A 24,958-nucleotide genomic window follows, 5' to 3' on the forward strand; every position below is an offset into this window, starting at 1 on the left:
TCATCAAAATTACAGTTCAGTCAGGATAATCGTTCCTTGTGGGGTAATCGCTAAGGTATGCTCATATTGTGCTGACAATCCGCCGTCAATGGTACGCGCAGTCCAACCATCCGCATCAATTTTTGTTCTGTAACTGCCTGTGTTCAGCATGGGCTCAATGGTAAATACCATCCCCTCTTTAAGACGAGGCCCTCTCCCTGCTGGACCATAGTGAGGCACTTCCGGAGCTTCATGCATTTCTGAACCGATCCCGTGGCCAATAAAATCACGCACTACAGAAAACCCGTTAGACTCTGCATAAACTTGGATGGCATGCGCAACATCGCCAATACGGTTGCCTGCAACCGCCTGCTCGATTCCACGGAATAAAGATTCCTTAGTAGTGTCTAGAAGTTTGGTCGCCTGTTCACTAATATTGCCAATCCCGTAAGACCAGGCCGAATCTGCCAACCAGCCGTTTAAGTTAACAACCATGTCAATGGTTACGATATCCCCGTCTTTTAGCGGCTCTTTTTTCGGGAATCCGTGGCATATTACATCATTTACAGATGCACAGGTTGCGTACGGGTACCCATTATATCCTTTTTGCTCAGGAGTAGCTCCTTGAGACAATATAAATTTTTCTGCAAATTCATCAATTTCCCAGGTCGTAATACCAGGCTGCAAAATTTGCGCAATTTGACGATGACATTCAGCGAGAATTTTTCCCGCCGCACGCATTTTTTCGATCTCTTCCATCGTTTTCATGATAATCATAATATCGCCTCTTCTGTACAGAACACATCGCTCTCGGGCAACGGTTCTTCTTTTGTATTTAGTTTACCCTTTATATTATGAAAGAAAATCGCGAGAAATCCAAATCATTAGGCAAAAAAAATTATATTTTCCTTGCTGAATCTAAAAATAACATCATTTTTATGAAAATGTTAGATGAAAGACGAGTGCCTTATCAGTAATTTCTCTTATCTATCTAATAAAACATAAAGTTATTGTTATCGTTAAATTATTTATTATTCCTAAAAATTCCTTTATATGTTATATTCAAAATAACTGAGGAGGTGATACATGCCTGTAATTGAGTGCATTTACTGCAACCACCTGGAGGATACGCATAATCAAAGAAGCAACCCTATTTGATTAAGGAGGAAATGTTGATGAAATTCAGAAAGCATTTTTCGTTCCGGAAAATCAGTTTGTTAGTATTAATTAGTATCCTTACTCTTTCTATTTCTTTACCTCAACAGCAGGCAGCGGCTGCGAACACTTCTGTTAAAGGTTTTTATGTAAGCGGTACCACTTTATACGATGCTACTGGCAGTCCTTTTGTAATGCGTGGGGTGAATCATGCACACACTTGGTACAAAAACGATCTGGCTACTGCAATACCGGCCATCGCAGCGACTGGCTCCAATACCGTCAGAATTGTACTTTCTAATGGCAGCAAGTGGTCTCTCGATACTTTAGCTGATGTCCAAAATATTCTTAAGCTTTGTGATCAGTATAAAATGATTGCCATGCTGGAAGTGCATGATGCTACGGGCTCAGACAACACCTCTGACCTTAACGCTGCAGTAAACTATTGGATCAGCATCAAGGATGCTTTGATCGGTAAAGAAGATCGTGTCATTGTGAATATTGCTAATGAATGGTACGGTTCTTGGAACACTGCAACATGGGCCAGTGGATACCAAGCAGCAATTCCTTCGTTAAGAAATGCGGGCATTAAGAACACTTTAGTTGTAGATGCAGCGGGATGGGGTCAATACCCACAATCTATTTTCACTAGTGGTCAGGCTGTATTTAATTCAGATACCTTAAAAAACACTATTTTCTCAATTCATATGTACGAATATGCTGGAGGTAATGCTGCTACAGTCAAGAGTAATATCGATAGTGCCTTGGCTATTGGAGCCCCTGTGATTATCGGCGAATTCGGTGACAAGCACACGGGTGGAGATGTCGATGAAGACACCATTATGAGCTACACGAAGGAAAAAAAGGTGGGCTGGCTCGCCTGGTCCTGGTATGGTAATGGCGGAGGCGTTGAATATCTGGATCTAGCCAGCGGTCCAGCAGGAACACTCAGCAACTGGGGAAATACAGTCGTTAATGGAGCAAACGGAACCTTAGCAACCTCCGTGCTTAATAAAATTTACACAACACCTGGTTACCAACCTGTGCCGGATGGTGGCACTACACCAACACCTACACCAACAGCTACACCTACGCCAACACCTACACCTACACCTACGCCAACACCAACACCAATACCTACGCCAACAGCTACAGTAACACCTACAGCCACTCCTACCGGCTCGCCATCCAGTAATCTGGCACTTTACTACCGTGCAGCAGATACCAATGCTACTGATAACTCAATCAAGCCCTACTTCAACATCTATAACAACGGAACAACGGCAGTCAATTTAAATGGACTGAAAATTCGTTATTACTTTACTAAAGATGGAAGTGCCTCTCTCAATGGAGTAATCGATTGGGCGCAGGTCGGTGCTTCTAATATATCGGTTGCCCTCGGGTCCACAAGTGGGACGAACGCCGACTCTTACGTTGAGCTTACTTTCAATGCTAGCGCGGGCTCCATACCTGCCGGTGGGCAGTCAGGAGAAATCCAATTACGCGTGCACAAAAGCGACTGGTCTAACTTCAATGAAGCAAATGACTATTCGTTCGATCCAACCAAAGTTTCCTTCAGCACTTGGAACAAAGTAACCCTGTATCAAAACGATGTACTGATCTCCGGTATCGCTCCTTAAACACATAAACCAGCGAGCCTCCCGGAATTGGAGACTTGCTGGTTTTTAAATTGAATCTGTTGTAGCGCAGATGTTGGGATCTTACTAGATTATTGTAGATCAAATGAAGGCTGTTGCTAGATTTGTCAGTCAACGGTGATCTACTGCTGTTAGCCTGCTCCCGGAATGTTACTACTTTGATGTTAGTCTACTGTCGATCGTCTATTGTTCCGCTAGTCGGTTGCTTCTCTTTTATTTGGCTGTTCTGCGTACTACTCCACTATTGCTACTGCTGAGCTAATCTAATTTTACTCTTTCACCATCTAATGTTATTTTACTATCGATTTAATTCGACCCTTTCACCACTCTGATGTTAGTCTACTGCTGATCGTTTATTGTGCCGCTAGTCGGTTACTGCTCTTTTGTTTGGCTGTTCTGCGTTACTTCACTATTGCTCCTGCTGTTCTGCGTATTACTCTACAATTGCTCCTACTGCGCTAATATCACTCTGTCCCACTATCTAATATGACCCTTTTGCTACTCTGATGTTAGTCTACTGCCGCTCGTCTGCGCTCATCTGCCGTTCTTTACCTTTGGAGCGCTTTTGTCGTGATTTTCGGACTCAGATGACGCTATTTGTGCTATTTGTGCGATTTGAGCCGTTTTGAGCAACTTTCGGACTGGAGAGGCGCTATTCCTCTGAAAAAGGCCTGTTCCTGTCTCTTTTCATCCCCATAACGGCGCTGGTGTCCGAATACTCGTCAAATTGGCAAGATTTCAGGAAATAAGGGCTCCTGAGTCCGTCACCTTGTTAGTCTACTGCCGCTCGTCTATGCTCATCTACTGTTCATCTGCCGTTCTTTACCTTTGGAGCACTCTGTTATGATTTTCGGACTCAGATGACGCTATTTGTACGATTTGAGCCGTTTTGAGCAACTTTCGGACTGGAGAGGCGCTATTCCTCTGAAAAAGGCCTGTTCCTGTCTCTTTTCATCCCCATAACGGCGCTGGGGTCCGAATACTCGGCAAATTGGCAAGATTTCAGGAAATAAGGGCTCCTGAGTCCGTCACCTTGTTAGTCTACTGCCGCTCTTCTGCGCTCATCTACTGCTCATCTACTACTCATCGGCCCCTCATCTACTACTCATCTACTATTCGTCTACTACTCGTCTGCGCTCACCTACCGTTCTTTACCTCTGGAGCATTATGTGTACGACACGACACCCCGCGCATCTAACTAAGCCCAAACCACAAAAATCCCGGCAGCCATCAACTGGCCCCGGGACATTTTTAAATCTACTTTCATTTAGTCATGGAAATTAAGTCCAGAGGTAACGGCTTTAACATAATCTGCACGGATCACGAAATCTCCAAAATGCTCGCCTTGTTGACGTTCTTTGGCATATCGGTGAAGAATAGGTTCAAGCGTCTCTAGGATCTCCTTCTCATCTATGTTTTCTTTATACATTTTATTGAGGCGATCACCCGTAAAGCCTGCTCCTAAATACATATTATATCTGCCTGGAGCCTTTCCGATAAACGAGATTTCACCCAACGCCGGTCTAGCACAGCCATTAGGACAGCCGGTCATTCGGATCACAATTTCCTCGTCCCGCAAACCAGCTTTATCTATAACAAGCTCCAGCTTATCTATCAGCGAAGGCAGATAGCGTTCCGCTTCAGCCATCGCAAGTCCGCAGGTTGGCAGTGCTACACAGGACATGGAGCTGCGCCGCAATGCAGAAAGATGTGCTCCATCTGTTAGTCCATGCTGTTTAGCCAGCTCAGCTACTTTGCGTTTTTTGGCAGTAGTGACGTTGGCAATCGTTAGATTCTGATTCGGCGTTAGCCGGAAATCTCCAGTATGAATCTTAGCAATCTCCCGCAAGCCACTCATCAAGGTGTATCCTTCTTGGTCATGAATCCGTCCGCTTTGGATATAAAGTGTCAGATTCCATTTTCCGTTGGTCCCCTTCACCCAGCCGTAACGGTCTCCGTTGTGATCAAAATGATAATCACGTGCTGCTTCAAGCTGCCATCCGAGTCTTTCATGCAGTTCGTCTACGAACCATTCCAGACCGTGGCGGTCAATCGTATATTTGAACCGTGCATTTTTGCGGACAGAGCGATTACCATAATCCCGCTGGATTGTTACGGTCTTTTCTGCCACATCAATTAACTGTTCCGGACGGCAAAAACCAATTATACGTCCCAACTGAGGATAAGTACTGGTATCGCCATGAGTCATCCCCATACCGCCGCCTACAGAAACGTTGAAGCCGACTAGCTTCTCATTTTCCAGAATAGCGATAAAACCCAGATCTTGCGAGAATACATCCACATCATTAGAAGGAGGCACCGCTAGACCTATCTTGAATTTACGCGGTAAATATACCGGTCCATAGATCGGTTCTACTTCCGCACGTTCGCCTAAGCTATCTACTACCTTCTCACCGTCCAACCAGATTTCATGGTAAGCAGGCGTACGTGGTGATAAGTGATCACTTACTTTGCGCGCCCATTCGTAGACCTCTGCATGCACCTCTGACTGGTAAGGATTCGGATTACTCATTACGTTACGGTTAACATCGCCGCAAGCTGCCAGCGTCGTCATCAGCGTATCATTAATGCTGCGGATGGTTTTCTTAAGATTCCATTTGAGTACCCCATGCATTTGAAACGCCTGTCTGGTAGTCAGACGTAAGGTTCCATTGCCGTATTTTTGTGCCAGATCATCCATCACTAGCCACTGCTCTGGTGTCGCTACCCCGCCTGGGGCAACTACACGAAGCATGAACTGGAATGCAGGCTCCAGCTTTTGCCGTTCACGCTCGTTGCGTAAATCCCGATCGTCCTGCATATAGCTTCCGTGAAATTTCAGCAGCCGATTATCATCTTCCGGCAAGCCTCCGGTAATCGGATTGCTTAATGTCTCAACAAGCGCGCCCCGCAGATAGTTACTCTCTTGCTTAATGTGCTCAACATCGCTTGGAGGCCCGCCGATCGGCTTAACCTTTTCATTGTTTGCCATTGTTGTTATCTCCCCCCGAAGTCATTCGATAACTTTCCTCTATCCATTAGTAAACATCACGTTGGTAGCGCTGCGCCTGCTGCATATTATCCAAATAAGCTGCCGCTTCTTCAGGACTCAGACCACCCTCATGCTGGATGACAGTAATCAGAGCAGAATGAACATCATGTGCCATATGCTTCTCGTCTCCGCAAATGTAAATATGAGCTCCCGCTTGCAGCCATTCGTAGACCTCGCGGCTCTTTTCCAGAATGCGATGCTGAACATATACTTTCTCTTCGGTATCACGGGAGAAAGCAACATCCAGCTTAGTTAACAAGCCGTCTTTAAGCATTCTCTGCCAGTCCGTCTGATAGAGGAAGTCCGTCACAAAATGCCGATCTCCGTAGAACAGCCATGATTTACCTTCCGCCCCAAGCTCGCCACGTTCCTCCAGGAAAGAGCGGAAGGGTGCAACACCTGTGCCCGGTCCAATCATAATGATCGGTGCATCAGGATTCGTCGGAAGCTTAAAGTTCGGATTATGTTGAATGTAGATGGGCAACGTATCTCCCGGCTGGACTCTTTCAGCACAATGTACCGAGCAGACCCCATAACGCTCACGGCCATGTGCCTCATAACGTACAGCTCTAACCGTTAAATGAACCTCATCTGGATTAGCTTTATAGCTGCTGGCAATTGAATAGAGTCGTGCCGGAAGCTTGCGCAAAATAGTCACAAAGCTACTGGCCGAACCCTCCCATGGAGAGAAGTCCTGAACTAAATCGAGCAGATCGCGGCCTTGAATATATTCCTTAAGCTGTTGCGCACGTTCTGGCGACAATAGATCACTTAATTGGTTAGAAGAAGATAACTTCGCCGCTTGTTCAAGTAACGGTTTGGTCAATACAGTGATTTCATAGTGGTGAAGAAGGGCCTCACGTAAGGTGCCGTCTTCCCCTTTTTTATTTAATGGAACAATATCATTAGGATTCCAGCCCATAGTATGAATAATAGCGTCTACCAATTCAGGATGATTCTCCGGATAGACACCCAGCGCATCCCCTGGCTCAAATTGTATGTTAGAACCTTCTAGGGATAGCTCCAAATGGCGGGTCTCACGGTCAGAACCACGTCCGTTCAGATTTAGATTCTCCAATACTTCCGCTTTAAAAGGATTGTTGCGGGTATACAAAGGCTCCTGAGAATCTGCGTCTTCTGCAGCTTGAACCGCTTTTGCCGCAATGGCCGGAGCATTTAAATGTGCATTTAAGGCACTAATGACGCCTTCAAACCACTCGGTAACCGAATCATCATAATCAAGATCACAATCCACACGCGGACTTAACCGCTTGCCGCCAAGTTCCTCAAGCCGCTGATCGAAGTCCTTGCCGGTCTGACAAAAGAATTCATAGGAGGTATCCCCCAGTGCCAGCACTGAGAACTTCAGATTCTCTAATTGAGGAGCTCTTTTGCTATAGAGAAATTCATGGAACATCCGTGCATTATCTGGCGGCTCGCCTTCACCGTGTGTACTGACCAGCAATAGGAGGTTCTCAACCTTCTTAAGCGCATTGGGCTTAAAGCTGTTCATCGCAGTGAGTGTGACCTGAAATCCTTGCTCCTCCAGCTTGCGGGACAAGCTCCCAGCCAGCCGTTGGCAGTTCCCTGTCTGGGACCCAAACAACACGGTCACTTCACGTGAAGCTGCAGGTTGACTAACGGCACTACCTTCCACATTTCCTATCGTATTTGATTGTACTGCTTGAACCCCGGCACCTGCCGATGGTGCAGTAGTAAAGCCCATGGCTGACAAATAACCGCTAAGCCATATTTGCTGTGTCTCCGTTAAGGATGGTAGAAGACGATTGAGTAGCTCGACTTGGCTCTCGTTAAAAGGACTGTTCGTTACCTGTAGTTGCAACAATATCCACCTCTCCTAAACATGAAATCTTCTGATGATCCGTACCTCATGAAATCAGGCTATCACAATAATTGTAAACGATCAATGATGTCGATTTACCCTAATAATTGTATTTTATTGAAAAATCATCTATAAAGTACGTAAAAACCGATCAAAACAGTATGATTTAACCTGTTTTGATCGGTTTCATTATAAAAAGTGATACTATTTATAAAATATTGTGATAAATAAAAGCTATAATTTTTGCTTACTTTCGGGAAATAACACCTCGCCGATCCCCGTCTTAATCTTCACTATCTCCTCAAGCGTATTCGACAGCTCGCCGGGCGGATAAGGTTTAGTTAAATATTTTTGAATTACATCGTTTAATTGGTTCTTATCCGATTGATCCAGAGCAGAAGAAATAACGATAGGTATATTTTCAGTTCTTGGATCTTCTTTAAGCATTCGGATCAAATCCCAGCCATCCAGCTCTTCACCCAACATCAAATCTACCACAATCGCCACAAATGGTGTTTTCAAGGCCTGATCAAAAGCTTGCTGTGGATGGTAATGATGGGTAACACGGAAGCCCTTCCCTTTAAGCTCTTCTGATAAAAGCAACGAAAGACTGTAATCATCTTCAACGATCATTACATTAGGCTTGAGCTCTTTATCGGTGCTCCATTTATTAAGCTCATCCTGTTGCCGGCTCGCTTCCGCATGGAGGATAGGGAGGCTAAACCAGACGGTAGTGCCCTCTCCTTCTACGGAATCTATACCGATATTTCCCTTTTGTTTCTCAATGATCTCCTTACAGATAGCAAGTCCGAGTCCTGTTCCTCCAATTCTTTTAGAGGCGCTATTATCCACTCTTCTGAATTTTTGGAATAGCTGTCCTATTTGATCCTTAGGAATGCCAAGACCATTATCCTGGATACGTACAATAATTCTATCCGACTCGTTATGCAGCAGTACTTTAACTTCATTGTTATCAGGCGAGAATTTAATCGCATTACTTAACAGATTCGTCAGAACTTGGACAATCTTATCCTTGTCCACATCAACATCCGCATTTAAAGCCTCATCCACTAGGAGCACATGATGGGTACTGCTCAGTTTATATTGATCAATTACACCTAATACAATTTCACTGAGATTCAAATGCTCCGTGATATATTGCTGCTTACCTGACTCCATTCTCTGCAAATCAAGAAAATCATTAATGAGCTCCGTCAGTCGTTTAGCTTCTTTATGAATCGTCTCCAGATATTTAAGCTGCTTCTCAGGCTTCATGGTCTTAGATAATAACAGTTCTGTGAAACCAAGTACACTCGATAGCGGTGTTCTTAGCTCATGACTTACCGTACTGACAAGATCAGATTTCATAAGATCCAGCTCATATTCTCTAGTGATATCTCTGTAGACAAACAATGTACCAATACGCAGTTCGCGACGGAATACAGGGATCGCATACACATCAATATGCTTCATCGATTCAGTTCCAATGGAGTATTGCATGCTGCTGGATTCCAGAGCATCCTCAGCAATCGCTTTTTCAAAAAACATCCGAAGTTCATGATTCTCATTCGAGTGCTCAATGAAATAATCCATCCATTTCTGACGGGGAATCAAAGCTCCTTCTGTCCACTCATAATTAAAAATGTTGCTCAACGCTTTATTCATCTGCAGGAGCATACCTTCTGTATTCACAAATTGTATGCCCTCGTTCACATTATTTACGATGTCCCGATTCAGCTTTCGGCCATGTTCAATCTCTTCATACATGAATAAACGTTCAATCGCCAGCGCTACGCGGTTCATCATCCCTTGAACCTCATTAATCTCTTCTTTGCTGAAGGAATAACCAATCCGGCTGCCACAGAACACTGCAAGAATCTCATCCTCTGCGTTCACAACAGTAGTGTAGAAGTCGTAAACATAGACCTCACTCGCAGAAATCCCTTGCTCTGATTGTGTGGCCAGGCGCTTGATTAGGTACGTTTTTTCCGCTTGCAAGCGATATAACATCTCATTATTCTCATGATCAAGATAACGCTCCACATTCTCCTGCGGAATGCCTTTCACAGCCGCGATATTATCTTTCACAAGCAGGAAGAAACTCGAATCAAAGGCATACAGGCGATGCATAAACTCAATAAACTTATCGGCAAATTCATGTTTATCCAAAGTATAAGTAATATCATGATTGAGCTGATTATTAAGTTCAAGCATCATCTTGGTCTGTTCTGTGTTTTTTAACGTTTCGGCTAGCTCCTGCTGTACGCTTTTCATTGAGGTGATATCGTTCGCAATAAGGATGTATTGATAAATCACACCCTCTTCATTCAGGTACGGCACAATCGTCAGATGCAGCCAGATGGGCAATCCGTCTTTGGCTAGAATCTGCAGCTCATTGTTCCACACTCCGCCTGTATTTAATTTGTTAAAGATTTTCTGATAACCCTCATCAGAGAGATTATAAAGTTCAAATAACTTATAGGTGTAACCGATAATCTCAGACTTTTTATAGCGGGTATATCCACTTAAATTATCATTCGCGTAGGTAAAGACACCTTTAGCAGTAAGAATTCCGACGGCAGACGATTGATCCAAGGCTTTCATCATACTCTCAATTTCACTAAGCGAGCGCTGCAGCCTATATTGCTGATCCTGAAGTTCATCCTGCTGCGCATGCAGCTCTTCATTCTGCATCATCAATTCTTCTTCTTTATCTTGAATACTTCTAGCCATATTTAGAAAAGCATAATAAAGTCGGCCAATTTCATCTTGATTCTTAAGCTTGCCCAGAAGAATTTCTTCTCCTGCAGCCAGGGAATGGGTTGCCCCTTCCAGCTTCAGAATAGGATCTATTAGGTTCTTCAGAATCCGCCAGATCATAAAGGTGAAGATTAGCAGAATAATCGTGCTGAAAAAGAATGCGATAAAGGTAAACTCATTGGCACGTTTGATGTAATCCATAGCCATAGTATTTAATGAGGCATCGGATCGTTCCTTGTACTCTTTTGTATACATTAAAAAATCATTTACTGATTTCGTGTTGCCATCTGCGGATAGAGCTCTCAAAGACACATAATCGTCTGCCTCGACAAACCGAATCGCTTCCGGCAAAACTTTAGTTTTGTACTGAACATAAAAGGCTTTCAAACCATCTCTAAACAAGGCTTCTTCCGGAGATAAATTGAGATTAGAATAGGTTTCCAGAATCTTATCAAAGTTAACAAGTCCTAAGTTTAAGAGCTCTAATTCATTGTTACTCTTAAGTGCGCTGAATCCCCTCGCTCGGAAAAAAACCTCATTTAACGCAGTCGCCAATTCGTTAATCGTGTCCGCCTTATTTTGCAGAACTTCACGGTCTCTACTTAATTTGTTCTGCTCATTGTTTATGAAAAACAAAAATACAGATCCCATAAGAATGATTAACGAAAAAACCAAGGCAATGATACGAAAATATCTATTTTTAATACTGTGATTAGAGCTGCTTCCCTTTGTCACTTAGGATCCCCTCCACAATCTGCAAGAGTTCCATCGGACTAAAAGGTTTTGGCATAAAATAACGTACGCCTGCATCTACCGCTCGAAGACGATCTACATCTTGGGCTTTGGCTGTTAACATTAAAATAGCTGTAGCCTTCTTTTTCTCATCATCCAGTTGGCCTAGGACTTCAATCCCTGTCATTTCAGGCATCATATAATCCAATATCACCAAATCATAATGATCCTGTGACAATTTTGAAAGCGCCTCTAATCCGTTCTCGGCAGTGTGGATCTCCACGTCTTCCAAATCTTCTAAGGTGTCTACGATTAACATTCGTAATACTTCTTCATCATCCACTACCATTACCTTTTGCATAGCTGCCTAGTTCCCTCCGCTTTAGATCTCTCCTGGTGCTCACAACATATTCAGAACCCAATTAGAACAAAAATCTATGAGCCAACCGCTCTATCCTCGACAATAACTCAGGCATATGGACCGGTTTGACTACGTAATCATCGGCACCCATCTGCAGGGCATGTACAATATCCGCCTGATTGTTTCTTCCCGTCAACATGATCACTAATATATTTACTTCCGGATACGTTTTGCGGATTCTTTCCAGAACTTCTACTCCATCCAGATCAGGCATCACACCATCCAGCAAAATAATATACTTCTCATCCACGGCATACCAATCCGATTGCAGGAAATCAAGCCCATTCGCATAGCTGCTAACCTTCACCTCAGCAATATTCTCCGGCTCCCAAATGGCGAACTGACTGGTCACAATTCTCCGAATTAGCGTATCGTCATCCACAACAATCACATTCAGAACCGAATGCTTTTTAGTAGTGGATAAATGGTCCGAATAAAGCGTTGTCTGATTCCTTCCAGCATGCTTACTGGCATAAAGAGCCTGATCTGCTTCCTCAATCAATTTATCGGCTATATTCTCGGCATCTGTTACCTCAGAAATCCCGCTAGAGATAGTCACATGAAAGATTTCATTTTTCGCAAAAAAATCAGTCGCCGCAAACCGCTCTTGAATACGTTGTATAACCAACATTGCAGATTCCGCATCCGTGTGAGGTAAGAACACTGCAAACTCTTCTCCCCCATAACGGCAAAAGGTATCCTCCAGACGGATGGAATTCTTCACAAGCTCGGAAAAGCCCTGCAGCACTTCGTCTCCGATTAGGTGACCATATGTATCATTAACGTTTTTAAAATAATCCAAATCAATCAGCGCTAACGAAAATACGCGGTTGGTCCGCTTAAAATCACCAATCAGCTGCTTCATGACTTGATTGAAGTGTTTGCGATTAAATGCGCCGGTCAAATCATCGACGATGATGGACTCCTGCCATTCTCTTTTGAGCTGAAAGCGATTTTTGATCAATACCAGAAATAAATCAATATCTACAGGCTTCGGTAAAAAATCCATCACTCCCAGCGAATACGCCTGCATTTGCGTCGCTTTGGAGTACTCCCCGCTTATAATAATAATGGGAATTCGTTCTTTTTTAGCCTTGCCGATAATTTGGTTCAACACCTCAATCCCGCTTTTATCCGGTAAAAGAATATCCAGCAGAATGAGATCTGGTTTCGTTTCATAAAAGATTTTAAGTCCCCGTTCAGCAGATAAGGCAATGCTTACATAGTAATTCTGCCTCTCCAACGACTCTTTCAGATAAGCAACTAACTCTACATCATCGTCGATAAGAAGAATATCATTCTGCGTGAGCGTCTCAGCAGGTCCCTTTTTATCCAATGCTTTGACAGAGCTTGAAGCTGCCAATGAATGGACATTAAACAATGGAATCAGTGGATATAAATAATCCCCCCATTCCTCGACTGACCAACTCTTAAGACTGCTTTCCATGAAATAGGGCAGCGTATCCTCGGCAAATTGTTCGACATCCGGTAATCCGACAGTTCCAGCAGTGCCTTTTAAATTATGCAAAAAACGATAAATGTCCTTTTCCTTCACTTCCGCCTGTTCCGTCCATTCCTGGAGGGTCATCTTCGTTCTTTGCTCAACCATGTCTTTATATTTTTGTGTAGTCATATTTACTCCTTCAGACTATCATATCAAACTCTCAGTTCATCACATTTTTTATAGGCTGTCAAATGAATTTTCTATAATTTCAGCTGCCAAAATAAATATTTAATCAAACTGACAAAAAACCTTTGGTTGAAGCTTGTTTCATCATTTGCAATAATAGTTGGAATGGTTCATTCCGTATACACGGTGAAATCAACAAATACAAAGGGAGGCTGTATTCATGAAGGGGATTATTACTGTATTAGGAAAAGATAAAGTAGGGATTATCGCAAAAGTATGTACATATCTAGCCGAACACAATTTGAACATTCTGGATATTTCGCAAACGATTGTTCAAGATTATTTTAACATGATGATGATTGTAGACATTTCTAGCTCAACTAAAGCTTTTGAGAATATTGTAGAGGAATTACATTTGCTTGGCGAATCGATTGGCGTGGAAATCAAGCTTCAGCATGAGGATATTTTTAATATTATGCACCGAATCTAGGAGGATGGCTGACCATGATATCACTAGTGGAAGTACAAGAAACGAATAAGATGATTCGTGAAATGAATCTGGATGTGCGTACCATAACGATGGGGATCAGCCTCATGGATTGTGCCCACACGGATATGCGCACCTTTAATCAAAATGTATATGACAAAATCACCAGATCCGCTGAAAAGCTCGTAAAGACGGGTGAAGATCTGGAAAGACAATTTGGGGTTCCTATCGTTAACAAACGGATTTCTGTCACACCCATCGCTATTGCCGCTGGTGCGGTGAAGACAGATACCTATGTACCTGTTGCTGAAATCCTGGACAAGGCTGCAAAAGAGGTAGGCGTTAACTTTATCGGCGGCTTCTCTGCACTTGTACAAAAAGGCTGCACCAAAGGCGATCGTATTCTGATCGACAGTATTCCAGAAGCATTGGCAGTCACTGAAAGAGTCTGCTCCTCGGTCAATGTCGGTTCCTCCAGAAGTGGAATCAACATGGATGCTGTGAAATTAATGGGTGATATCATTATCCAAACTGCGGAACGCACCAAGGATCGGGATTCCATCGGCTGCGCCAAGCTGGTAGTCTTCTGTAATGCCGTTGAGGACAACCCTTTTATGGCCGGAGCATTTCACGGGGTTGGAGAGCGGGAATGTGTCATCAACGTTGGCGTCAGCGGTCCTGGTGTCATCAAACGTGCGCTTGAAGAGGTTCGAGGACAGGATTTTGAAACCTTATGTGAAACCATTAAACGGACAGCCTTCAAAGTCACACGTGTCGGTCAGCTAGTTGCTCAAGAGGCTTCCAAACGGATGAATGTTCCTTTTGGGATTATCGATCTATCCTTAGCTCCTACTCCAGAAATCGGAGATTCCATTGCCGAAATCTTTCAAGTCATGGGTCTGGAGGAAGCTGGGGCTCCGGGAACAACCGCTGCTCTGGCGATCCTAAATGACAATGTTAAAAAAGGTGGCGTAATGGCCTCCTCCTATGTAGGTGGACTTAGTGGAGCCTTTATTCCAGTCAGTGAAGATCACGGCATGATTCAAGCGGTTCAGCGGGGTGCCCTTACACTAGAGAAGCTGGAAGCTATGACCTGTGTGTGTTCCGTGGGACTGGATATGATCGCTATCCCCGGAAGCACCACCAAGGAGACCATTTCCGGCATCATCGCGGATGAAGCTGCAATCGGCATGGTGAATAACAAAACCACTGCGGTTCGCGTGATTCCAGTAATCGGCAAGGACGTTGGTGAAATGGTCGAATTTGGCGGCCTGCTCGGATATGCACCAGTTATGGCAGTGAATGGCTTCAACTGCGCGAATTTCGTTAATCGTGGCGGACGAATCCCTGCACCAATTCATAGCTTTAAGAATTAATAGAAACCTCTAACAGCAAGTCCCTATTTGTACTTAGGAGACTTGCTGTTTTTTTATATTTTAAAGCTGAGAATATTAGTTTATCTTGATTAAGCCCGTTGAATGCCGATATTAGGCGTTCCGCCAGTCAAATCGATAAATAATACATAATCATTTCCATCTGTGCCCTTCAGCACGAGACCCGTCTGACCTACAGCACCTACAGAAAAGTATCGAACCTGTTGCAGGCTGGTAGGAGCGCCTGGTGGCAATGTTGCTTGGTTCGTAGCGATCAACCGGGTTGCAGCTCTGATGGTGCCTGCCCCGCTAATTTCACCGGTAACCCCCAGATGACCGAGTATGGATTCACTGCCGTTCACATTTAGGCTTCCCATTATAGTCTGACTACCATTCAAATGCAGATTCGAATCGATAGTCTCATTTCCATTAACGTGCAGATCATTTTGAATGGTCTGACTTCCTGTAACTAGAACGCTATCGAAGGTTGGCAAGGCGATCATCCCTTTCAGGTTTTATAGTACATCTTATGTTAAACAAGCCAGCCCTGTCATAGATAGATATACAGCTTTCACTAAATCCGCTTTTTATCTTCGAGACTCTGATTAATGGTCTTATACCTAAAGTCAAAATAACCCCCTACACATATAATGATTAGCAAGACTCGGTGCTAGAGCGGACGACTGGCTCCACAGAACACAGGAGGAATTATGAAGAAGACAGCTAATAGGCTCACTCCTGAAAGGCCTTCAAGTCACGAAGTCACCATCAGCCAAGTTAATCCATCGCAACACCATAACCTCATCCTAGAGATGAACTCTTATAGAGCAGAGCCTTTGCAACGGGAACTCAAACAATTAAGAATATTGCTGCTGGTTCCTACAGAGGCAAGCGGTAAAATGCCTAATGTACGACTTTTTAAAGATCAACTAAGGCATCTGGTCAAAGAAGTACTTGCTATTAAATTCCAGCATAATCTGGAGGAATATTTAGCCCATTTTCAACCTGATCTAATATTAGCTCTAGGATCGGAGACCCTATTTCCGGAGGAGAACCTCCCTGCTCTGAAAGCTTCCAATGTTCCCAAAGCGGTATGGATGGCAGATGCCGCTTGTCTTACTCCAACAGAACGTAATCTGGCATTGTTATTCGATTATATTTTCACACAGAACATAGCTAATCTGATCTATTACCAGGGTTTATGGGGCAAACACTCCAGCTATCTCCCATATGCTGCGGATACGGATCTCTATTATCCAAGACGTGTGGAGGACTGTTATCAGAGTGATGTACTCATTCTTGGCGATTTTCAAATCGATAGTGTGCTTTACACATTGGCATATTCAGACCTACTTCAAGGCCTTAAGGTAATGATCGCCGGGCGTGGTTGGGAACCCCCCAGAAATTTCATTGATATCACCCATAGTGAAGATATGTCCAGCTATTATAATGGAGCAAAAATCGTCATCAATTGCACTGGTTCTGTGCAGCAGATTATGGAGGTCACCGCTTGCGGTGTATTTCAGTTAGTGGAGGATCATCCCCATCTTCATAATTACCGAATTGCAGAAGAAGATCTCATTCGTTTCCAGAACTTCAAAGAGCTCTCCGATAGCTTTAAGCACTATTTTTCACATAGTGAAGAAAGAAGAATTTCTGCCTCTCGTGCCCTAAAGGAACTTAAATATAACCATTCTTATATCCAGCAAGGAAAGTTACTGCTGAGAAAAATATTCAAGGAACCATAGGGGGTGACCTGACTTGAAATGCATTGCTTTTGTATTGCCTCAGTTTCATCAGATCTCTGAGAACGATTCCTGGTGGGGTGAGGGTTTTACAGAATGGACAAATGTCAGGAAGGCTGCAGCCCTTTATCCTGAACATGATCAGCCCAAGAAGCCATTAAATAATTACTACTATGATTTAACGGATCCTAAAGTGAAACAATGGCAGGCAGAGACGGCAAGGGCTCATGGCATTTACGGTTTTTGTTATTATCACTATTGGTTTAATGGCAGGCGGCTGCTGGAACAACCGGTTCAGCAGATTCTTGCGAGCAAAGAGCCTGACTTCCCCTTTTGCCTTTCTTGGGCTAACGAACCCTGGACACGTAGCTGGGATGGTACCGAAGAGGATGTCCTGATGCCACAGGAATACGGAGAACAACGGGATTGGCGAATGCACTTTTTTGCTTTGCTGGAAGCCTTCAAAGATGATCGTTATATCCGGGTGGAGGATAAGCCTGTCTTTATCATTTATCGGTCTGCTAGTATCCCGCACTGTGAAGAAATGCTTCAATATTGGCGCGAATTGGCTCTGCAGAACGGACTTAAAGGACTTCATCTGGTCCGGACACTGGGCGGTTTCCCTCTAAAGAAAGAGCAAGGATTCGATGCCAGTCTGGAATTTGAGCCGCATTACACATTCGCACATGGCGGGGTTAAGCATTTATGGAGCTCAAAGCAGGTGGAGGATCAGAGGCATATCGTAATTGATTATGATGAGTTATGGGAATCTATGTTGGAGCGGACACCCCATAGAGACGGAGAAATCATATATCCGGGAGCCTTTGTCAACTGGGATAACACACCACGTAAAGGCCCTGCCGGACAAAGCACCTTAGGCGCTAATCCTCAAAAATTCGGCCAATACCTTTCACGACAAATTGAGCGCGCCAAAAAAATGTTCAAAAGTGAATATATTTATATCAACGCCTGGAATGAATGGGCTGAAGGGGCCTACCTAGAACCGGATGTACGTTATCAATATCAATACTTGCAAGCCGTTAAGGAAGCCTTACAGTTTCATCACAAAGAAGATCCTTCTTAGCCGTAGCGCCAGAAGGATCTTTTTCATGGTATGTTATCTTTCCGATGACTGCACTCTGGCGCTTCTTGCACTCACCAATCTCCAGCCAGTTAATAAAGCAGCCACTAGACATATCGATGCCGAGGTTACAAACACTACATGCATGCCCTCGATAAATAACTCTGGCCGACCAGGAACTAACCCTGTCACCCTATAGCCGGCTTTACTGCTCATCACTTGAAAAAGAATTGTAGTAGCAATTGTTATGCCGACAACCATACCCACATTACGAACTAACGAATTGACACTACCCGCAGAACCAAGCTGTGTTCTTGGTACCTTAGACATGACAAGCGAATTGTTCGGCGATTGAAATAAACCACTTCCTATCCCCAGCATAGCGATCCACACACCTACCAGCACAACAGAGCTTCCTACATGAAGCTGTGCTAATCCGAACTGCGCAATAACCATGACCACCAGCCCTGCAAAAGTCAAAAATTCCGAGCCTATTTTATCCGATAGCGCTCCACTCATTGGAGCCACGACTACCATACATATCGGCAACAGCATTAACAAAAAGCCTGCATAGAATGGCGATAAATTAAGCATGTTCTGTGCATAAAACGGCGCGATAATATTGAAGCAGAAATTCGCTGTAAATACGAGAAAACCACATAAGATACTTAAAGAAAACAACGGATTCTTAAATAATGACAGCTGCAACAGCGGTTCTTTTCTGCGAAGCTCCATCCATATGAAAGCAACGAAGCTGACTACAGCAACAATTATTGATGTAACAATTAAGCTGTTACCATATCCAAGCTGTTGACCTAGTAATAATCCTGCGAACAAAGTAATGATAAAGACAGCGAACAGTAAACTGCCCGGCACATCAATCGAAGATTTCACTCTCGTTAAATCCTTAGGCAATACCTTCCATCCAAAAAATATAGCGATCAGGCCAATAGGGACGTTTACCCAAAAGATATACTCCCAGCCTAAGGTGGAAACCATAATCCCGCCTAGACTTGGACCGGCTATACTTCCCAGAGACACGAATGTACCAATGAAACCAAGGGCTTTACCACGCTCCGTGGCAGGAAAGATATCCGTAACAATTCCCTGACTGTTCGCCATGGTCATCGAAGCACCTAAGGCTTGAATTACGCGCGAAGCAATTAAGGCTGGTAAGCTTACACTAAGCCCACACAGCATAGATCCAATAACAAATACAATCGTGCCAATCTTAAAAATTCGAATCTTTCCTACGATATCTCCAAGCTTGCCGAAGAAAAGGATCGCCGCACAGATCGCCATTAAATATCCTGTTGTTACCCATTCGATTTGCGCCATGGGCAGCTTCAGTTGTTTGGATAGCTCAGGCAGAGCAATATTGACAATACTACCATCAAGGGTGGACATGAACGTAAAAATATTCAGAACAATTAAGATCATCCAGCGCTTCTTCTGAATTTCTTTATCCTCCTGATAGGTTGCACTTACAGAACTCATAACTAACACCTCATTAAATATTAATAATCACTGTTTAGTTGCGCACGCAACCAAACTCGCCATACCCAGTGTACAACAATTTAGTTGCGTGCGCAACGACTTTATTGTACACTTTATTTCAAGGCAACAAATGAACGAACATATAACCCAAAGAGGTGTCTATATTGGCAAGAGAGCCTATCGGGAAGCTAATTTCCCATCTTCACCGTCAAAATCAAAAGAAACTGGTTAAGCAATTTGTCCCCTATGGAATCGGTAGTGGTGGACAGCATAGCTTTCTTAAATTGATTCTCTCTCGGCCAGGCATTACTCAGGATCAGTTAACTGCCGAATTGAAGTTCGATAAAGCAACTACAGCACGTTCTGTGAAGCAATTAGAGAACTCGGGATATATCGAGCGCAAAGACGATCCTAATGATCGACGCTCTCACCTTCTATATCCTACCCCGAAAGCCATCGATTTCTTCCCAGTTTTACAGTCCATCTTAGATGAATTTAATAAAAGCCTTGTGGGCCATTTAACCGATGAAGAAGTAGAGCAACTACATTTCCTGCTGCAAAAAATCAGCAAAAACGAAGAATAGAACATAAGAAAAAGGATGTCCCACAGCCATTAGGCTGTTGAGGCATCCCACGTTTACTTTTGCTTTACGAGCTCAGTAACTTCTTCCGTAATCTCTTCTCCGCCCATACTCTTCCATTTAGCTACAAACGCATCAAAATCACTAAGCGGTGAATCACCCACAATGATATTTAAGAACGTCTCATTCTCCAGATTCTGCAGTTCCGGCCATTTAGTCTTCATAAGCCGGGTGTTCCCATAAAAGACCCCACGCACTCCCTCTATAGCAGTTGAGGTTAACACAGCTACTCCGTATTTATACGCATTTGCTGCTTTCCAGCCTTCAAGATCTTTTTTGGGCTGCTCTGTTTCCGCTACCCATTGATCATAAATGAGCCGGGTATCAGAATTTAATGTATCCGGGTCTATCTTTCCGTGCAAAGCCTGCTGGATATCAGCATAATGTTTCTCAATCGCATCCCTATAATCTATCAGAAGATCGAACGGATAATATGCACGCAGCTGAATGCCTGTCTGCGCAGAGAAATCACCCAGCTTTTTTACCTCCTCTTGATTAGGATCCTGTCTTCTTTCGAGTCTTGTAAACACGTTTAATTGCTTGATTACAGCCTCAGGGTGTTCAAACCCTTTACGCACAACAAGATATCGATCTGTTACCGGCGCTAAATGAGCGACAAACTTACCGGAATCGTCAACTGGAGCTGCATATGCTCTCCATTCTGCCTTCGTATCCAAAGCCACTGCCTCTGATAAAGGATAATAAGGCATCCACCAAGGACCAAAAAACATCCCGGATTTACCTGTAATAATAGGCTCCTGAGTTTCCTTATATAGTGCAAAGTCCGGATCCAGCAACCCGCGTTTATACCAATCAGCAAGTTTAGCAAGCGCTTGTTTGGTCTCTGGTGTAATGGAGCCATACACGATATTGCCGTTGTTATCCTTAATCCAATTCGTGGGGAAAGCGTGAAATGCACTAAACACAGCATCCAGACCATTAACTAATGGTTTAGTTCCATATACGATATTTTTGTAGCCGCTTAGACCGACGGTATCTCTTTTTCCATTTCCATCAGGGTCTTTTTCAATAAAAGCTTTGGCAATTTTCTCGATGTCTTCAAAAGTTTGAGGAGGCCGCAGCTCCAGCTTCTCCAGCCAATCCTGACGTACCCAGAGCAGCACGGGAGAGTCAGCATCAATAGCTACATTTGGTAATCCATATAGTTTACCATCGCGGGAAGCGTCCTCTAATGCCTCACCCTTTGTAGAATTGTACATATCCTTGATAAGTTCAGATCCATATATTTTATAAGTCTCTGTCAAATCTTCAATCATATCATTATCAATTAATTTCTTCAGTTGATCCCGATCCACAACCATGGCATCAGGCAAATCGTTGCTATCAATGGCAAGCTGTACCTTTTGCGTAAAAGCATCCTCACCCTTCGCTTCCCAGGAGTGAACCACTTTGATATTCGTAATGCTCTCTAAATAACGGGTGATTGGATTGTTATCGTTGCTGTCACCTGTATTAAGCCGCGAGTCGGGAACCTTAAACCCTACTCGGATCACAATCGGATCCTCATATTTGCTATAAGCGATAGAAGTAGCTTCATCCCCTGCCTGAGGGCTTGCAACCGAATCTACAATACCATTATTGTCACGACATGATGTCATTCCAATGACCATAAACACTAGGAGGATAGATTTCCAAAATTTCATATTTGGTTTTTCCCCTCCGCACGGAATTCACTTGGTAATTTACCAATACGTTCTCTGAACAATCTGCTGAAATAACGATCATCCTCAAAACCGGACCGCGAAGCAATCTCACAGACGGGAAGTGTAGTCTCCAGCAGCAGTGATTTGGCAAGCTCCAGCCGCATTCCCCGTAAACATTCACCAAATGTCTCTCCGGCAAAACGAGCGAAACATTGGCTGAAATAACCACGGCTCATATTAATGACGGCTGCTACGTCGCTCTGATTGATTTTGTCACCTGCATGGCTCTGCATATAACGAACTGCACGAATAAGACAGGACATAACCTCTTTAGTTAATCCAAGTTCCAGCATTCTTCGTCCCACATGATCAGAAAATCGCCGCAGCCAGTTCTTCCAATGGCACCAGTTCAGATTATGGGAGATGTCCCTTTCCAGTTGAGCAGCATCTTCAGGCTTTAAAAGTAAAGAGCTCCAGCTTTGTATTAGAGAGTGTGCAAACGCCAGAAACTGATCAGAACGGGGTTTCTGCTGAATTATGTTTGCTACAAATTTCTCCCACTCATTTCCATCAATTGTCCACTTCAAATTCTGTGCTTGCTCCAGCAGATTATCCGCCTCTTGTTTTGAGTAGGGAGCCGCTGGTTCCTTCTTTATGTCTTCATATTTCAATGAGGTCAAATCCTCAGGTTCAGGATGATAAAATAGAATACGGCGTAATTTCGCAGTGAGCTGTTCCTCTAATTCCTGTAACGGTTGATCTCTCAATCCACTGATTAGCGCGGTCTGCCATCGTCCGGATAGCTGGATCTTAAGCTCACGTTTGCTCTCATCTATTGAGAAACGATGTAATAAGGGCGACATCCACATCTCATGAAAAGTAATGAGCGGATTATTTTTCACGCTGGACAGCTGAAACAATTCTTCTTCATTGCATTGATGATTTAGTGGCAAATACAGCAGAGCCTTATCAGCAGCCATACGTTTACTTTCCCCACGAACCAGAGCATCCCGTGTATTGTCCTCCCATTTAATACGATCGACAAGACGTCTGATGGTTTCATCCGCATTTTCCATCTCAAGCAGTGTTTTTACAATATAGTCAACGGCTCCTAAACGCATAGCCTCCTGAACATAGTCAAATTCATGATGACAAGTAAGGACAACACAGCGAATGCCTGCGAACCGTTGTCTAACCATTTTAATAAGCTCGAAGCCTGAAATGCCTGGCATGGTCAAATCCACAAATAATAAATCTACTTCCTGCTGTTGAAGCAGCTCCAAAGCAGATTTACCATCACCTGCCTCCCCAACTATAACAATCCCTAAGGATGACCAGTCAATCAGGGAAATGAAGCCTTTTCGCACGAGTCTCTCGTCATCGACAACTACAGCCTTAATCATCGAAGTCCTCCTTACCTTTCCTCGGAATCACAATGGATACAACCGTACCTTCTCCTGGCTTACTGAACATCTCTAGCTTCATTTGTTCTCCATAATAGGTTCTAAGCATCCGGTTCACATATGAAAAACCAATTCCAAGTCCCCGTTTTTTCGCTCCATCATCAGACAACAGCTGATCTAATGTATCTGCATCCATCCCAGCGCCGTTATCTTTTACACATAACTGAACTTCTCCTTCACCATGTTTCGTTATCTCAACATCTACCTTGCCATTATCGCTTAATCCATGATAAATCGAGTTTTCAACCAGAGGCTGAAGCAAAAATCTCGGGACAGCCACAGACAATACATCCTCATCAGCTTCAACGTTAAATTCAAATTCATAATCATAACGAATACGCTGCAGCTCCATATAATTTCGAATCGCTTCAATTTCCTCGCCAATGGTAACAATGATGCTTTGCTTTCCCAGATTATAATGCAGCACCTTTACAAGAAGAGTGACCAGCTTGTCGATCTCCTTCTGGCCGTTTAGCCGGGCCATCCACTGTACCGTATTTAAGGTATTATGCAAAAAATGAGGATTGATCTGGCTGAGCAACTTCTCAATCTCAAATTGGCTTTTCTGTTTCTCATTATGGGCAACCGCAACAATCAGCTCATTCACCTGTTTTTTCATCTGCTGAAAGTTGGTAAGCACGAAATCAAATTCTTCCACATTCGTATAGGCTACCGGAGCGGTAACATTTTCCGCCATTCGGTTGATTTCAAGGTTGACCTTACGCAACGGACCATAAATTTTCCTCCAGATGATCCAAGCCAGAAACCCGGCAAAAAGAAGGGTGGAGAAGGCAAGTAAGATCATTTTATAAAACCAAGAATAAATTTCACTGTTGAATTCTGATTTTTTCACAACGGCAATAAGCTTCCAGCCCTGAGGACTCGCGTAACGAAACAGATGATATCCACTTAGCGTTTCATGGGTGAGATTGGAGTTGCTTCCCGCAGCTTTAATAATACTTAGCGGAAGTTTGCCATCGATCACTTTTGTACTATTACCTTGCTGATTGACCAGCAGATGATTTACTTTCATCCCGTAGGACTCCTGATTGAAGATTTTGCGAAACAAACTATAATTCGTCTCCAAATAAATATAAAGCTTATGCTGGCCCGGCACACGGACAATCCGCTGCTCCGAGAATACGAGATTATCACCAACAGCGTACATAGTGGGATGTGGTCCATAATAGTCAGCCCCGTTATATCGCATAAAAGACGGCAATGTACTGATATCAAAATTTCTGCGTGCGCTCATGTTGGTGAACAGAACGGGATCATCGCTGTCCGGCATAATGTAGGCTGTAAGTCCAATATAAGGGTTCGTAAAATTGACTAGATTGATCTTCTGGTTGATGGAATTCATCATTTGCGATTTGCGAAAAATTTGTTTTTCCTGAATAAATGAGGACATCTCCTGCACAATCTGACCGTCCAGAGCAAACTGTTTGGAGGCAAAATCCATATTGTCGATGGCATTCTCCAGGCTTGAGGCTTCCTGTCTCAGACTAGCGCTGATCCCGTTGCCAATTTTACCTGAAAGGATGGAGTAAATAGAGGTGTAGGTTACGAATCCTACTAAGAGAAGCGGAAGTAGTGTTCCGATTACTAGATAGATAAATAAGGTATTACGTAAGGATTTGACAGCTGGAGTATGACTCCGCAGGGGTACTCTTACCATCTGGATTATCCTCTTCTTTCTATCTGAAAGCGTTTTATATTAATGTGAGAATACCACATTTATCCTTAATTGAATAGAATAAGGCAGAACAGCCTCCAC

17 protein-coding genes are annotated in these 24,958 nt (G+C 43.6%); 6 read left to right on the forward strand and 11 right to left on the reverse strand.

Going from position 1 to position 24,958, the window contains the following annotated elements:
* Positions 1 to 9: 9 nt before the first annotated feature.
* On the reverse strand, positions 10 to 756 hold the full coding sequence (map, locus tag NYE58_RS24270; protein ID WP_036685786.1) for a type I methionyl aminopeptidase: 747 nt from the start codon (positions 754 to 756) through the stop codon (positions 10 to 12).
* Positions 757 to 1,154: 398 nt separating this feature from the next.
* Here map and NYE58_RS24275 point away from each other — a divergent pair, with 398 nt between their 5' ends.
* A complete protein-coding gene (locus tag NYE58_RS24275; protein ID WP_341003218.1) occupies positions 1,155 to 2,774 on the forward strand; it encodes a cellulase family glycosylhydrolase in 1,620 nt (539 codons plus the stop codon).
* Between the two features lie 1,285 nt (positions 2,775 to 4,059).
* Here NYE58_RS24275 and cysI read toward each other — a convergent pair.
* The 5 genes from cysI to NYE58_RS24300 all read right to left on the reverse strand — a co-directional run bounded on the left by cysI (position 4,060) and on the right by NYE58_RS24300 (position 13,233).
* Positions 4,060 to 5,784: an assimilatory sulfite reductase (NADPH) hemoprotein subunit gene (gene cysI / locus NYE58_RS24280; protein WP_076276070.1), complete on the reverse strand. Its 1,725-nt coding sequence runs from the start codon at positions 5,782 to 5,784 to the stop codon at positions 4,060 to 4,062.
* A gap of 46 nt (positions 5,785 to 5,830) precedes the next feature.
* Entirely contained in the window at positions 5,831 to 7,687 is a 1,857-nt protein-coding gene (locus NYE58_RS24285) for an assimilatory sulfite reductase (NADPH) flavoprotein subunit (RefSeq protein WP_076219815.1), read from the reverse strand.
* A 234-nt stretch (positions 7,688 to 7,921) separates the two neighbouring features.
* On the reverse strand, positions 7,922 to 11,182 hold the full coding sequence (locus NYE58_RS24290; RefSeq protein ID WP_341003220.1) for an ATP-binding protein: 3,261 nt from the start codon (positions 11,180 to 11,182) through the stop codon (positions 7,922 to 7,924).
* Complete coding sequence (locus tag NYE58_RS24295) at positions 11,160 to 11,540, reverse strand: response regulator (RefSeq protein WP_076219813.1); 381 nt, start codon at positions 11,538 to 11,540, stop codon at positions 11,160 to 11,162. The genes NYE58_RS24290 and NYE58_RS24295 overlap by 23 nt, the downstream gene beginning before the upstream one ends.
* Positions 11,541 to 11,601: 61 nt before the next feature.
* Positions 11,602 to 13,233 (reverse strand): diguanylate cyclase, encoded by a 1,632-nt coding sequence (locus NYE58_RS24300; RefSeq protein WP_076130764.1) that lies wholly within the window; start codon positions 13,231 to 13,233, stop codon positions 11,602 to 11,604.
* A gap of 217 nt (positions 13,234 to 13,450) precedes the next feature.
* Here NYE58_RS24300 and NYE58_RS24305 point away from each other — a divergent pair, with 217 nt between their 5' ends.
* Both NYE58_RS24305 and NYE58_RS24310 read left to right on the forward strand, forming a co-directional pair.
* On the forward strand, positions 13,451 to 13,720 hold the full coding sequence (locus NYE58_RS24305; RefSeq protein ID WP_036685776.1) for an ACT domain-containing protein: 270 nt from the start codon (positions 13,451 to 13,453) through the stop codon (positions 13,718 to 13,720).
* A gap of 17 nt (positions 13,721 to 13,737) precedes the next feature.
* Positions 13,738 to 15,093, forward strand: a complete 1,356-nt coding sequence (locus tag NYE58_RS24310; protein WP_248548616.1) for a PFL family protein — start codon at positions 13,738 to 13,740, stop codon at positions 15,091 to 15,093.
* Positions 15,094 to 15,182: 89 nt separating this feature from the next.
* Here the strand turns inward: NYE58_RS24310 and NYE58_RS24315 are convergent, their stop codons facing one another.
* Positions 15,183 to 15,593 (reverse strand): hypothetical protein, encoded by a 411-nt coding sequence (locus tag NYE58_RS24315; RefSeq protein ID WP_248548519.1) that lies wholly within the window; start codon positions 15,591 to 15,593, stop codon positions 15,183 to 15,185.
* 207 nt (positions 15,594 to 15,800) lie between these two features.
* Between NYE58_RS24315 and NYE58_RS24320 the strand changes: the two genes are divergently transcribed.
* Positions 15,801 to 16,838 carry a glycosyltransferase family protein gene (locus tag NYE58_RS24320; RefSeq protein WP_076276067.1) on the forward strand — a complete coding sequence of 346 codons (1,038 nt, stop codon included), beginning with the start codon at positions 15,801 to 15,803 and terminating at the stop codon, positions 16,836 to 16,838.
* Positions 16,839 to 16,851: 13 nt separating this feature from the next.
* The gene (locus NYE58_RS24325; protein WP_076276066.1) at positions 16,852 to 17,919 is read left to right on the forward strand and encodes a glycosyltransferase WbsX family protein; all 1,068 of its coding nucleotides are present in this window, start codon (positions 16,852 to 16,854) and stop codon (positions 17,917 to 17,919) included.
* A gap of 33 nt (positions 17,920 to 17,952) precedes the next feature.
* Here the strand turns inward: NYE58_RS24325 and NYE58_RS24330 are convergent, their stop codons facing one another.
* Positions 17,953 to 19,413, reverse strand: coding sequence for an MFS transporter (locus NYE58_RS24330; RefSeq protein ID WP_076278765.1), 1,461 nt, complete (start codon positions 19,411 to 19,413; stop codon positions 17,953 to 17,955).
* A gap of 164 nt (positions 19,414 to 19,577) precedes the next feature.
* Here NYE58_RS24330 and NYE58_RS24335 point away from each other — a divergent pair, with 164 nt between their 5' ends.
* Positions 19,578 to 19,997 carry a MarR family winged helix-turn-helix transcriptional regulator gene (locus NYE58_RS24335; protein ID WP_076130769.1) on the forward strand — a complete coding sequence of 140 codons (420 nt, stop codon included), beginning with the start codon at positions 19,578 to 19,580 and terminating at the stop codon, positions 19,995 to 19,997.
* Positions 19,998 to 20,050: 53 nt separating this feature from the next.
* Here NYE58_RS24335 and NYE58_RS24340 read toward each other — a convergent pair whose 3' ends face one another.
* The 3 genes from NYE58_RS24340 to NYE58_RS24350 are packed head-to-tail and all read right to left on the reverse strand — an operon-like array spanning position 20,051 to position 24,859.
* Entirely contained in the window at positions 20,051 to 21,718 is a 1,668-nt protein-coding gene (locus NYE58_RS24340) for an extracellular solute-binding protein (RefSeq protein ID WP_076276064.1), read from the reverse strand.
* Positions 21,715 to 23,121, reverse strand: a complete 1,407-nt coding sequence (locus NYE58_RS24345) for a response regulator transcription factor (protein ID WP_076219822.1) — start codon at positions 23,119 to 23,121, stop codon at positions 21,715 to 21,717. The genes NYE58_RS24340 and NYE58_RS24345 overlap by 4 nt, the downstream gene beginning before the upstream one ends.
* Complete coding sequence (locus tag NYE58_RS24350) at positions 23,114 to 24,859, reverse strand: sensor histidine kinase (RefSeq protein WP_076276063.1); 1,746 nt, start codon at positions 24,857 to 24,859, stop codon at positions 23,114 to 23,116. The genes NYE58_RS24345 and NYE58_RS24350 overlap by 8 nt, the downstream gene beginning before the upstream one ends.
* Positions 24,860 to 24,958: the final 99 nt, after the last annotated feature.

Source organism: Paenibacillus sp. FSL L8-0708 (assembly GCF_038009325.1).
Classification (GTDB): domain Bacteria; phylum Bacillota; class Bacilli; order Paenibacillales; family Paenibacillaceae; genus Paenibacillus_AQ; species Paenibacillus_AQ odorifer.